Source organism: Clostridioides mangenotii TR (genome assembly GCF_000498755.1).
In the GTDB taxonomy this organism is placed as follows: domain Bacteria; phylum Bacillota; class Clostridia; order Peptostreptococcales; family Peptostreptococcaceae; genus Metaclostridioides; species Metaclostridioides mangenotii_A.
The window spans coordinates 82127-96527 of record NZ_AXUS01000006.1 but is presented as its reverse complement, the minus strand read 5'-3'; the positions used below and the strand labels follow the sequence as shown (position 1 = coordinate 96527).

The window sequence follows — 14401 nt, the reverse complement described above, 5'->3', positions numbered from 1 at the left end:
ATAATTATATCATAAAATATATCTTAGTTCTGGTGAAAGTTGTTCTGCAAACTTGTAACATTTAGTTCAATATTAACTTTATTTAATTTATAATTACCAAGGTTACCATTTACCAGTATTTACGAAGTCAGCAGCTCTATTTGAAGCTTTTTCAACAATATCAGCATCGTATCCCATAAAACTTAGCAACTTTATTGCATTTCTGCTCTGTGCCTTTCCTCTATGTAGTTTATAATCGAACTCAATATCTTTGTCCGTTATATTTTCTTCAAAATGGTAGTTATCAAACTTTCCCTCCAACAGATATGTAAGTTCTATATCATGTGTAGCTGCAAAACACAAACAGTTTCCTAAGCTCAAATATCCGAGAACTTCACAAGAAGATGCTATCCTTTCAATAGTATTAGTCCCCCTAAGTATTTCATCAACAAAACATAGAGTAGGCTTATCATTATTTACATTGTCCACAATTCTCTTTAATGACCTTATTTCAACCATAAAATAACTTTCACTGTTCAAAATATCGTCTTTTAAAGCCATTGAAGTATATATATTATACATAGATGATATGTACTTTTTCGCACATGTCGTGTATATAGTTTGGGCGAGAATCGCATTTACTGCTACCGTTTTTATAAATGTAGATTTTCCAGAAGCATTTGATCCTGTAATCAACGACCCTCTATAAAATTTTCCAGAGTTAACAACTGGATTTTCTATAAGCGGGTGATATAGATCTTCAAACTCTAATCTATTCTTAAATTTACACACACTTATCTCAATATCTGGCTTGACATAATAATTTAAACTATCTCTAAAAGATGCTACTGCTATTAAAGCATCCAGCTCACCTATGTACTCATAGACTCTCATTAAATTGTCCTGATTTTTTATTATCCTCTCTTTTACCATTTCATATATCTTTAACTCTCTCAAAAACATTAAATTTATATATTCATTAAAAATATTTACTTCCGAAAATATATTATTTGGATTCGATTCTATACTTTTTCTTTTTATTATATCTAATTTTTTTAAATCTAATTCTAAATTTTTTATTCCATTATCCAAAATATCTAAATTAAGTTTTTTAATTAAATTTGCAATTTTTATTAGTTTTATCAAATAGCTATACCCATCGACATTTAACTTTTTAACCCTATGCTTTAAACTAATCCCTATATTGACTCCTACAGATAAAATAGCAAGTAACGCAAACCACTTAGATACAAACATCATAAACAACAATGCTATCGGCATATACGATAGTATTCTATAAATAAATAATCTATTTTTACTCTCATCAGGATCATTATATAGACAGCTTGTAGTATACAAATCTTTGCTTATTCCGAGTTTATCGAGAATATATTGAACTTTAAACCGATCCTCTTCATTTTGTCTAAAATATTCAATAACTTTATCTCTTTTTATTAGACTCTTTTTATCTACATTGTTATCTCTTAATATTATGTAAAGCATTTCCCTGCCAGCTGTACTTCGAGTATTGTTAATCGATTTAAATATATCGTCCATATTTAAATCATTCCAAGTTATGTCATCAATGATCCCATCTCCTTCAGATTTGTTTCTGAAAAAGCTCGAAACACTTTTCATATCGATCGTAGTTTCATAAATATCTATCGGCTTTCCATATTGACTTATAATTTGCCTTTTTACCATTTTAAGACGTCTGCTTTCTTGATATATTGCTGATATAAATATTATAAATACAACACATGAAAGCCCTAGTATAAACTTTAAAAACTCTGAACTATTGATATAAGTAAACATAATTGCTCCTTCGATATATTTTTCATTTACTAAAATTATAGTACAACGACAGTAAAAAGCATAGCCAAAATAATCTTGACTATGCTTGTTTAACAAAATTGATAACTAAACTTCTGATGCAACAGAGTATTTTGTGTCTTCTAATGATATCTTTAAATCATCCAAAGTAACATTTTCGCTTCACGCTACAGTAGCTTGCTTGTTTTCCAAATCAATCAATACTTCATCCACTCCTGTAATAGAATCATTTTTCTCTAATTGCATCATCACATACTTGGCATTTCATTCCATCTATTACTACTATTTTTTTCATATAAAAATCTCCTAATATAACTTTTTATTATTCAACTTCTACTGTTATTCAACAGATGAAGGTTTAAACTTTTTTAATCTTAACGCATTTATTAATACTGATACAGAGCTAAAACTCATTGCTGCTCCTGCTATCATAGGATTTAGTAATGGACCTCCAAATAAGTGTAGTACTCCCATAGCTACTGGAATTCCTAATGTATTATAAGCAAATGCCCAGAATAGATTTTGTTTGATATTCTTAATTGTTGCTTTACTTAGTTCAACGGCAGTCGGAACATCCATTAAATCACTTCTCATCAATACAATATCTGCTGATTCTACTGCAACATCAGTACCTGATCCAATAGCTATCCCTATATTTGCTTGAGCTAAAGCTGGAGCATCATTAATTCCATCCCCTACCATAGCTACTTTTTTTCCACCTACTTGAAGTTTCTTAACCTCAGAAGCCTTATCTTCTGGAAGAACTTCACTTAACACTCTATCAATACCAACTTGTTTAGCTATAGCTTGGGCAGTACGTTTGTTGTCGCCAGTAATCATTGCGACTTCTATTCCCATACTGTGTAGTTTCTTAATCGCCTGTTTACTATTTTGCTTAATTGTATCCGCTACGGCTATAATTCCTGCTATATTCCCATCTTTAGATATATACATCGGTGTTTTTCCTTGCTCAGCAAGTTTATCTGAAGCCTTTCCTAAATCTCCTAAAGAAATTTTTCTATCATCCATTAATTTTTTATTACCAAGGAGTAGTGTACTTCCTTCAATTGATACTTCGATTCCATGTCCTGGTATAGCTTCAAAATAATCTGTTTTAACAAGTTTTAAGCCTCTTTCTTCTGCACCATTTACAATTGCTTCACCTAGAGGATGTTCAGAGCCCTTTTCTGCAGATGCGGCTAATCTAAGTAAATCATTTTCTCTAATATTTTTACTAGTAACCACATCTGTTACTTTTGGCTTTCCTTCTGTAATTGTTCCTGTCTTATCGAAAACTATTGTTTTTATTTTATGAGTAGTCTCTAGAGCATCTCCACTTTTTATAAGGACCCCATTTTCAGCACCTTTTCCCGTTCCGACCATAATAGCTGTCGGTGTTGCTAAACCAAGTGCACATGGACAAGCAATCACTAGTATTGATATGGTAATTGTCAATGCGAAAATCCATGATTCCTGCCCCAAGTAGTACCATGCTAATCCTGATAGAAGTGACAATACAATCACAATAGGTACAAATACACCTGAAATTTTATCTGCCATTTTAGCTATTGGCGCCTTAGAACCTTGAGCCTCTTCTACTAATTTAATTATTTGTGATAATGTCGTGTCTTTTCCTACTTTTGTAGCCTTGAATTTAAAGCTTCCATTTTTATTAATACTTGCCCCGATTACATTGTCGCCTATTTTTTTCTCAACTGGAATACTCTCACCAGTTAACATAGATTCATCTATAGATGTACTTCCTTCAATCAAAACACCGTCTACAGGTATTTTCTCTCCTGGCTTAACAATTATTACATCTTCTAACTGTACAGCATCTACTGGAATTTCTATTTCTTTGTTATTTCTTAATACAATCGCATTTTTTGGAGCAAGACCCATTAGCTTTTTAATTGCCTCAGATGTCTTTCCCTTTGAAACTGCTTCAAAATATTTACCTAAAGTAATTAGTGTAAGAATTACAGCAGCAGATTCATAGTATAATGCTTCAGTAAAGCTTGCGTCACCGCTTAATATCATAACAGTTCCATATAAACTGTATACAACGGCTGCACTTGTACCTAAAGCAACTAGAGAATCCATATTTGGATGTCCTTTAAACAAAGTTTTAAATCCTACTGTGAAGAAACTTCTTCCTAAAAATACCACCGGTATTGTTAGTATAAGTTGAAGCAATGCAAAATTATCTGCATACATCATTGGATTAACAGCACTTGGCAATGGTAACCCTATCATATGTCCCATGGATACATAAAGCAGCGGTACTGTAAAAATTGACGATATCCAAAATCTTTTCCACATATATTTAATATGTTTTTGCTTTTTTCTCTATCCTCGTCTATGCTGTTGACAGAATTCACTTCTTCTTTTGCTGAATAACCAGCATCTAATACAGCTTTTGTAATATCTAATACATTTAAAGCTTCTGGATCAAAATCTACCATCATTTTTTCAGTGGCTAGGTTTACAGCTACATTTGAAATTCCCTCTAGTTTGTTAACTGCTTTTTCAATTGTCTGTGCACATGATGCACATGTCATGCCTTCTATTGTAAATACCCTATGCAAAACATTAGTAATTGCTTTATACCCAGCATCGGAAACTGCTTTTTGAATATCTTTTTCAGATATTTTATTTTTATCAAATTGTATATTTAACTTCTCTGTTGCTAAGTTCACAGATGCTTTTGAAACACCAGAGAGCTTTGAAGTAGCTTTTTCAATTGTCAGCGCACATGAAGCACATGTCATACCTTCTATATCATATATTTTAATTCCCATATAATCATCTCCTCACCTAATCTTCAAAACTACATTTACATTGACCCGGTGTACAATTGCACATCACCGTCTCAACTGCAGTCTTTCTTTTTTCCTTCAATAGCTCTTCTATCCTGTCTATATCATCAAAACTAAGATCGCTATCGGCAATTATCGTTTCTATCAAATTACCAACTTTAGTAACACAGAGTTTAGCTAGTAAATCATCGGTTACATTTTGAACACTCTTTTTTTGCTCTACTAATGGCGTATAAATAAATTTATTTCCTACTTTTTCAGTTGTCAGCATATCTTTCTCGACTAATCTTTTCAATAAAGTTTTAACTGTTGTATTTTTCCAGTCAGTTTTTTCATTTAGTATATTAAAGACTTCTTTGCTAGTTGTTTCTCCTTTAGCCCAGACAACCCTCATAATTTCCCACTCAGCAGGAGAAATATTTTGTTTTTTATTATGATCAACCATATAATCAACCCCTTTAAATTAAAGTCAAAATTTTTATTGTTTGCATTATTTATACTAATGCTAGTTCTTATATTTAAAATTTCAGCTATATTGTCTACAATTGTAGTCGTTTTAGCATTGTCTTTATATTATACCCTTATTTTATATTTGTCAATTCTATTTTTCTTTTTTAGTTTTGAAAATTAATTAATTATATAAAAAATAAACAGTCTTATAAATTATATAAAATGTGACTGTTTATTCTAAAACCAATATTTTTTTACTACGCTATTACATATCAGATATTTTTTCTTTATTCAAAGGAACTCCTTTAAAGTAGCTGTAAATTTACTTTGACTTTCATAACAAAATCTTTTCGCTATTTCAGATACGCTGTCCTTTGTCAACCAAAGCATTAAGCATTATACTCGATTGGTGCATTCTATATCATTCTCGGCATCGAAATCAATAGAATTGACTTATTAACTGATTGGAATAATACTAATCTATTTCGGACTAAATAGTGGTTAAATAAAAAATAAGCCTATAAAACGGTTAGGTTATAGGCTTATTTTTATTTAAATATTTCATAGTTTTAAGAACTTATCTGACAAATCTCAGATATAATTTTACATTTTATTTTATTTATCAAAAAACTTCACTTTGTCCGTACAATTATCATTTATAATGTTCATCAAAGTCTCTAAGTCATCTTCATTAATATCTTCTCTTTTTAAGAAATATCCTTGATTTTTAGTAAGCATGATTAAAATAAAATTATTAAATACAAATACATTTTCTACTGCGTCCCATTTATATTCACTGCTAGTAGACTCTCTTTCAGACGTTGTTCCATCATCATCAAGTGTTAATTCACTTTCAGCCATAGCAGCTTTATTTTGGCGATAACTTTTCTTAACTCCTTTTTTATCATCCATAAGGTTCATCCATAGCATCCATATGAAAATTAAGAATAAAATTCCTATATTTACTAAATACTTTCCTAAACTACCGCCAGATTCAAAATATGCTCTATTATTGTTGTATATCTCAAATACTGAATAAGATCTATAAGCAAATAATATGAAAGTCAAAATAGTTATTAACCACAGTATTATCTTTCTCTTTTTACCATATATCTTATAAAATAGTTTATTTATCTCTAACCAATCTTTTTCTGTTATATGGTAAATCATTTTAACTTGTCTTTTTTCTGATATATTTACACCGTCATTTTTATCAGATTTTTCTGATTTAAAATCAACACTTCTCTCGTCTATTTTACATAATTCTTCCTGATCATTGCTTTTATTGATTTTATCCATAGATATTTCCCCCTTCACAATAAGTTTAAACTATCTTAGTAGTAAAGTCTTCTATATTCCATACATCATCAACTATATCCATATAAAATTCAGGCTCATGACAAACTAAAAGTACTGTTCCTTTAAAGTTTTTTATAGCTTTTTTAAGTTCATCTTTAGCCTCTACATCTAAGTGGTTTGTAGGCTCATCTAGTACTAAGAAATTTATCCCCTTTAACATAACCTTACAAAGTCTAACTTTAGCAGCTTCTCCACCGCTTAAAACTCTCATTTGACTGGTTATATGGTCATTAGTAAGTCCACATTTTGCAAGCACTTGTCTAACTTCGAAGTTTGATAATCCCGGGAATTCACTCCATATTTCATCCATAGGAGTCTTTGAATTTTCTCTTGAACTCTCTTGTTCAAAATATCCAAGTTCTATATAATCACCTGGCATTACGTCTCCATCAAATGGCTTTATAATACCGAGCACTGTTTTTAAAAGTGTAGATTTACCTATACCATTCATTCCTTTAAGGGCAATTTTTTTGCCTCTTTCCAACATAAAGTTTAATGGTTTAGTAAGCGCTTCATCGTAACCAAGAACTAGATTTTCAGTTTCAAAGAGTATCTTTCCGGATGCTCTTGTTTCCTTGAAATCAAAAGTTGGTTTTACCTTTTCTCTAGGTCTCTCTAGTATTTCCATTTTATCAAGTTTTTTTTGTCTACTGTTTGCCATTCCACGTGTTGCTACTCTAGCTTTATTTCTGGCAACAAAGTCTTCTAATTTTTTACGCTCTTCTATTTGTTTATCGTATGCCTGCTCTTCTTGACGCTTTTTAATATCGTTAAGTCTTACAAATTCATCATAATTTCCTTTATATCTATTTAACTCACCATTCTCTAAATGATAGATTACATTACAAGTATTGTTTATGAAGTCTATATCATGTGAAACTAGTACAAAACTATTCTCGTACTCTTGAAGATATCTTGTAAGCCAAGTTATATGTTCTTCGTCTAGGTAGTTTGTAGGCTCATCTAGTACAAGTATAGTTGGATTTTCTAAAAGCAACTTTGTAAGTAACACTTTTGTTCTCTGACCACCACTTAAATCTGTAACATCTTTATCAAGTCCTATTTCACCTAATCCAAGACCATTTGCAACTTCTTGTATTTTGGCATCTATTATATAAAAACCACTGTTTTCAAGTATAGTTTGGATCTCGGCTGTATCTTCAAGGTACTTAGCCATTTCTTCGTCAGTAGCTTCACCCATTTTGTCGTATAGCTCTAACATTTCTTTTTCTAAATCGTACATATGCTTAAAAGCTTCTCTAAGCACTTCTCTTATAGTTTTACCTTTGGTAAGCACTGTATGCTGATCTAGATACCCTACAGTTGCTCTAGAGGACCATCTGATCTCTCCTGCATCTGGCATTAATTTATTTGTTATTATATTTAAAAAACTTGATTTACCTTCGCCATTTGCACCCACTAAAGCAATATGCTCGCCTTTTCTAAGTCTAAATGATACGTTCTCAAGTATGGTTCTCGCTCCAAACCCATGGTTTATATTTTCTGCAACTAGCATTTTGACACCCCTCTAAAAAAATTTACTCTTCTATATTATAGTTATTTTCGATTTAATTCAAGGTAAACAGGTGTTTTAACTAAAAATAATGTAAGAACCACGAAAATATACCCAAACTCGTATCAATTCTTACATTATTCTTAGTAATTTATTATATTATAAATATCTATACCCTTATTTAAAATTTTCTTCTAATCCATCTGCTATACTTTGCATTAATTTTCTCTGATAATCTGGATTTGACATCATTTGATCTTCGTTATAGTTGCTTAAAAAACCCATTTCAACAAGCACGACTGGAACTTTTGACCAGTTAAATCCTGTTAAATCATCCCTTTGAAAAATTCCATTAACTTGAATATTTGATTTTTCCATACTCGACTTTATCAACTCAGCACATCTATTACTACTTTCGTATATAGATGAAGTGTATTTTCCATTTTGCTGAGGTATTAAAATTGATGCTCCAGTTTTTCCTGAGTTATCTAAGCTATCTGCATGTATTCTTATTACCATATTGGCATTATCTTTATTTGCAAGAGATGCTCTCTCAGCATTGCTTATATTTACTTCATTAGATTCCCTAGTCATCTTGACTTTAAAACCCTTACTTTCAAGAATGTTTTTTAACACTGTTGAGGCTTCTAAATTCAATATATATTCCGGTTTTTTTGTCGCAACTCCTGTTGCTCCAGAAGAAACTCTAGGTTTTTTATTGGAAGAACCTGGAGCAATTGGTTCTAAATTACTATCCCCTTTTTCCTGATGACCTGGATCGATATAAATCAAAATTTCTTTATTTGAAGAAACTCCTCTATTAATAAAATTAGTAACTTTATCTAGCTTTATAAAAGGATTTGATGTTCCCAATAATATAATTCCAATAGCAACAATAGCAGAAACTAGCAATTTGTAATTTTTCATTTTTTATCCTTTCTTTGATATCAGTGAGTTTATCAACATCAAATTTTGTATATTCTTTTAAAACTCCTATTCAAACTTTATAATTTTGCTTTTTATGAAAACTACGGATTTACTGTGTCAGTTTTCCAAGGATTAAAAGTTCAATCTTGCACATTATAATATCAAGGCATTTAAACAATTTGAATATTTAGCTTAAAATTTTTTAAGAGAGAAGGTGTTTTATGTTAAGTAGAGATAAAATTTCAACTAAAGTAAAAACCTTAATAATTTTTACATTACTATTTTTACTATATTTTTTCTCAAATAATAATATTTATGCAGAAAATCCAGAAAAAGATGATCCAGATTTCTTAATACCAATAGGAAATGTTCTTCAAATTGATGCCGAGTTAAAAAATCTAATTGTCAGTGATGCTATAGAAGGTTCTGCTATTAAAAAAGGAGATCTCCTAATACAAATAGACAATAAAAATTTTGATGGATACAAAAATTTTGAATCGATACTTTTCTCTTTACCAAACGATAAGGAAATAGATCTTACTGTAAATAGAGAAGGTCAGATTATCACTACAAGTTGTACAAAAGAAGTCTTAGAAAAAGTCAGCTTTAACAATCTACTTTCCGGCTTTGCTACACTGACTTATATTGATCCAAAGACTTCAAGATTTGGTGCTGTTGGACATCCAATTAGCATATATAACTCAAGAAAAATACCTATAAAAGATGGTTCTGTATCTACTACTAGAGATATCGATATACAGAAATCAACAAAAGGTAAAGTTGGTTGTATAAATGCAAAGAGACTTGACGTAATAGGAAGCTTCAACGAAAATACCGATTTCGGTATTAAAGGCGATATAGACAATTTTGACTTATCTCAATTTAAGCAGTATAAGGTTGCTTCACTAGACGAGGTTAAACCTGGTAAAGCAGAAATAATCTTGGGAACTACAAATAATAAAACAAAAAAATATGATATAGAAATTTTAAGTATTGAAAATCAAGCTGAACCAAAATGTAAAAGCTTTAAGATCAAGGTGACTGATAAAAATCTTTTAAAACAAACTGGCGGTATTGTTCAAGGAATGAGCGGTACTCCAATTATTCAGGACGATAAGATAATTGGCGCTGTATCTCATGCTGTTGAAAATGATCCTTCAATTGGTTATGGCCTTTATATTAAATGGATGTTTTAGTGCTAGTAAATTTTCAGGTCCCTCAATACAATAAATAAAAAGCAACTGCAACTATATTGATCATTTATAAGGAATTGTATTAAAGTGAATATTTCATTTTAATACAATTCCTATTTATAAGAATTTTTTTATATTATTTACGTTTTATATTTAGTTTTACTACTATTAGAAAATCTTATAGTAAAAATATAAATTAAATTTTTTTATCTTTTTTAATTTTTCTAATTTAATCTATTTTTATTGTATTTTATTTTTTCCTTAATAGTATTATTTCTTATTTTGGATTTTTAATACTAATTTGTTATAAAAAATAGTTCTTTATTTTTTGTACTTTATTTTTAGTTTATTTCAAACTATCAAAATATATCTTTTTTATCTAATTATTTTTTAAATCGCTTTTTGAATCATTAGAATTACTTGGATTACTTGGTATAACTTCTTTTATATCTTGATCTGGAATATTTACATAGCTATTTGGAACATCACCTACGATTATTGTCTCACATATCGGTATTTGCGCTTTGATCTCTTTTGTAGATGTTATAAGCGGAATAATAACTTTTACTTGTGTTTTTGCCTCAAGATATATTCTGTGTCTTGTTTGGTTTATTCCCGATGATTCAAATTTAGTTTTAAAGTTTACTGATATTGTTCCTATTGGTTCTGTCGATACTTCTAATTTAGGCCCGTATTTAGCTAGTATTGGACTTCCTAAAGCTGTTCCTATTGGAATATATGCACTCGACGTTTTTCCTTTTTTAAGCTCATCCTGAATCTCTAATGCTACAGCTGAAGCTAATTCATTCATCATTATAGTATTAGCTTGAATCATTGTTATTTTACCTTGATTATCTAGTTGTACATCCATAAGATCCTCATAATTTATTTTACCTTCTACTAATTCTGCTACTGCTTGGTTTATAGACCTATTTGCTAATTCTAAAGCTTTTGTCTCAGCAAGTACTGTAATTGTCGGTCTAAGTGTTTTATCTATGTATATAAAGCTGCCAATCAACACAGACAATATAAATATTATTATAAATACAAAAATAAGTTTTTTGATGCTTTTATCTTTATTCTCTGATCTTCTAGCCATAAAATCACCCCCTATATTTATTTATATGTTTAAATTAAGTATTTTTGTTTAAAAGGAGTATTTAATCTAAATTTTGGAAAAAATATTTAATAAAACTTTTGACTAGAAGTATGGTAAAATCTTAGTGTACTATTTCACTAAATTATTACAGTGAAGTCATTTTTTCTGATAAAATACACAACTACTTCCGTTTATGTTATAATATTGGATTAAGTAAGGAGGTTAAACTTATGAACAATGATAATGAGAATAGCCAAAATAAGATCAGGAGAAAAAAAGTTAGTTCTTCTGGTAATGGAGGCAATTCAAATGAATTAAAGAAGAAATCTAAGCCTAAAAGGAGAGATAAATTTAGAAATCTAAGAATAGTAGGTATAGTGTTCTTGGTTTTATTTGTTGTTGGTGCTGCTTCAACTGCAGGTCTTGTATTTGCATCTTTAAGAGATGTTCAACCTGTAACAGAAGCTCTTCTTGATAAACAAACGCATCAATCAACAACAATTAAGTACTCTACTGGAGAAAACTTGGCAATTGCTCCAAGTATAAACAAAAGAACACCAGTTGCTCTCGATCAAATATCAAAAAATTTACAAAACGCAGTAATCTCTATTGAAGATGAGCGTTTTTATGAACATAATGGAGTTGATATTAAAGGTTTATCGAGATCAGTACTAAAAACTCTAACTGGTACTAAACAAGGTGGTAGTACAGTACCAATGCAAGTATCAAAGATGTTGCTTACGACAAGTGAGCAAAGTCTTCCGCGTAAAATTAAAGATATCTATTATGCTTATGAAATGAGTAAATCTGTTAAAAAGGATAAAATCCTTGAAATTTACTTAAATACTTTCTTCGTAGGTAAAGGGTTATCCGGCGCTGAAGCTGGTGCTAGAGGATATTTTGATAAATCAGCATCTGATCTTACATTAGCTGAATCAGCTATGCTTGCCGGATCAACTAAAAACCCTTCTAGATTTTCTGCATACAAGACTTCAAAACTAGATGGAAATGAAACCAAATCTGATCTGGAACACAAATTATTGTTATTTATAAATACTCCAGAGGATGATTTAGACGATCCAAATCAACTTGATTTTGATATGGTCGAAAAGCTCGATGATTGGGAACTTATAACAAGTGATGAATATAAACAACTAAAAGCTGGAACTATGGTTGTTAGAAAAGCTATAAACAACCCTGATGCTAAAGAGAGACAAAAAGTTGTACTTGATAAAATGCTTTCTCTTAATAAAATTACCCAAGCTCAATACAATGAGGCTTTAGCTGAAGAAATTAAAATAAAACTTCCAGATAAAGAAGAAAATGTTGCAAACTCTGTTGAAGACTACATCGAGTCAGAAGTTGTCCAAGCTCTTATCGATCAAGGTAATACTGAAGATGAGGCTAAAAACTTATACTACAACGGCGGTCTTACAATTAATACTACTATAGATCCTAAAATACAGGAATCAATAGAAGAAGAGTATGATAAAAAAGGAAACTTCCCAGACAACGTAGTCGGTGAAGATGGAGTTATTCAACCTCAATCTGGTATGGTTATACTAGACTACAAGAATGGTGAAATAAGAGGATTAATCGGCGGTAGAAATATAAAAAACAAAAAAGCATTAAATAGAGCTACTATAGCCCAACAGCCTGGTTCTACTATCAAACCACTTTCTGTATATACACCTGCTATAGATACTCTTGAGATCACTCAGTCTACTAAACTAAGCGACCAAAAAGGTGGATATAAGTTTGATTATGACGGATGGAGCCCTAATACTACTACAAAAGGTGAAGGTTCTATGAGTGTTCGTAAAGCACTAGAGTTTTCTTCAAATACTATAGCGGTTAAAACTGCTGAGATGCTTGGAGATACAAAGGAAGAATGTATCGATATAATGGTAGATTACTTGAGAAATTTCGGTATCACAAGTGTTAGAGATAGCAAGGTTGACACGAGAGATAGATCGTTCCCTGCCCTTACTTTAGGTGGTATGACTAGAGGTATATCTCCACTTGAAATGGCATCAGCATATGGTACTCTAGCTAACGGTGGAGTTTACATTCAGCCAACTGTATTTACTACGATTACGACTTTCGATGGACAGCTTCTTGTAAAGAATACTCCAGAGGAACATAAAGTTGTAGAACCTGAAGTAGCATACGTTATGACAGATATGCTAATGGGTGTTGTAAGTGAAGGTGGAGGTAAAAAAGCTAACATTCCAAATGGAATGCCTGTCGCTGGAAAAACTGGTACAACAAACAGTTCAATCGATGTATGGTTCGTTGGATACACTCCCTACTATGTAGGTGCTACGTACATAGGAGATGATTCACGTAAAGATGAAAATAAAAAATCTATACCTCGTAGAAGTATAAGTGGTGGTAGTGGAACAGCTGCTACATTATGGTCAAAAGTAATGTCTAAAGTACACAAAAACTTAGATGTTGCTGACTTTGAAGTACCAAGCAAGGTTTACTTCGCTAAGATAAATCTTATCGATGGCGGTAGACAATCATCTGGATCTAAAGCTGCATTTATTGAAGGAACATCTCCAACAAGATACAGCTCTCAACCTTCTCCAACACAAACTAACCAAAACAGACCTAATACTGATGAGAATCAAGGTAATAATGGTCAAGGTAATGGAAATGGCGATGGAGACGGAGGAAATCCACCAACTGGTGGTGGTAATACTGGCGGTGATGGCAATACTGGCGGTGGTGGTAACACTGGCGGTGGCAATACTGGTGGTGGTAATACTGGCGGTGATGGTAACACTGGCGGCGGCAATACTGGCGGTGGTGGTAATACCGGCGGTGGCAATACTGGTGGTGGTAATACTGGCGGTGGTGACGGCGGCACTGGTGGTGGCAATACTGGCGGCGGCGTAACTGAATAGTTTACTCAAAAAAGGCACTCGAAAGAGTGCCTTTTTTAATCTTAAATAATTTTATTTTTATGTTTTGAGAATATATTTTAATATTATCTCTTCAGCTAATTAGAAAAAACACCAGTTATAAAGTAAATATACCAAAGCAACAGGCGTTTTGGCAGTAGTACAACGTATATTTTACCTGGCTCTGCTAAAATCTAAACGTCATAAAATATAATTTAATATAAGTATTTTTACGACAAATAATATAATTAATTTTATTTATATAAAAGATCCCCTTAGAGCACAATTTTTATATCGTCTACTTTAAGGGGATCTAACTT

At 31.3% G+C, this 14401-nt stretch carries 8 protein-coding genes and 1 pseudogene; 2 read left to right on the top strand and 7 right to left on the bottom strand.

Annotation, left to right across the window (positions count from 1 at the left end):
• Nucleotides 1-102: 102 nt before the first annotated feature.
• The 6 genes and pseudogenes from T473_RS0104680 to T473_RS0104655 all read right to left on the bottom strand — a co-directional run bounded on the left by T473_RS0104680 (nt 103) and on the right by T473_RS0104655 (nt 8880).
• Nucleotides 103-1794, bottom strand: a complete 1692-nt coding sequence (locus tag T473_RS0104680; RefSeq protein WP_024620863.1) for a MutS-related protein — start codon at nt 1792-1794, stop codon at nt 103-105.
• A gap of 357 nt (nt 1795-2151) precedes the next feature.
• Nucleotides 2152-4613 (bottom strand): annotated as a pseudogene (locus T473_RS16230) (heavy metal translocating P-type ATPase).
• A 16-nt stretch (nt 4614-4629) separates the two neighbouring features.
• Nucleotides 4630-5076, bottom strand: coding sequence for a CopY/TcrY family copper transport repressor (locus tag T473_RS0104670; protein ID WP_024620862.1), 447 nt, complete (start codon nt 5074-5076; stop codon nt 4630-4632).
• 620 nt (nt 5077-5696) lie between these two features.
• Nucleotides 5697-6380: a YcxB family protein gene (locus T473_RS0104665; protein WP_024620861.1), complete on the bottom strand. Its 684-nt coding sequence runs from the start codon at nt 6378-6380 to the stop codon at nt 5697-5699.
• Nucleotides 6381-6405: 25 nt separating this feature from the next.
• Complete coding sequence (locus T473_RS0104660) at nt 6406-7956, bottom strand: ABC-F family ATP-binding cassette domain-containing protein (protein ID WP_024620860.1); 1551 nt, start codon at nt 7954-7956, stop codon at nt 6406-6408.
• Between the two features lie 174 nt (nt 7957-8130).
• Nucleotides 8131-8880 (bottom strand): N-acetylmuramoyl-L-alanine amidase, encoded by a 750-nt coding sequence (locus tag T473_RS0104655; RefSeq protein ID WP_024620859.1) that lies wholly within the window; start codon nt 8878-8880, stop codon nt 8131-8133.
• Between the two features lie 221 nt (nt 8881-9101).
• Here T473_RS0104655 and T473_RS0104650 point away from each other — a divergent pair, with 221 nt between their 5' ends.
• Nucleotides 9102-10076, top strand: coding sequence for a SpoIVB peptidase S55 domain-containing protein (locus tag T473_RS0104650; RefSeq protein ID WP_024620858.1), 975 nt, complete (start codon nt 9102-9104; stop codon nt 10074-10076).
• Between the two features lie 376 nt (nt 10077-10452).
• Here T473_RS0104650 and yunB read toward each other — a convergent pair whose 3' ends face one another.
• Nucleotides 10453-11172: a sporulation protein YunB gene (yunB, locus tag T473_RS0104645; RefSeq protein WP_024620857.1), complete on the bottom strand. Its 720-nt coding sequence runs from the start codon at nt 11170-11172 to the stop codon at nt 10453-10455.
• A 230-nt stretch (nt 11173-11402) separates the two neighbouring features.
• Between yunB and T473_RS0104640 the strand changes: the two genes are divergently transcribed.
• Nucleotides 11403-14084 (top strand): transglycosylase domain-containing protein, encoded by a 2682-nt coding sequence (locus T473_RS0104640; RefSeq protein WP_024620856.1) that lies wholly within the window; start codon nt 11403-11405, stop codon nt 14082-14084.
• Nucleotides 14085-14401: the final 317 nt, after the last annotated feature.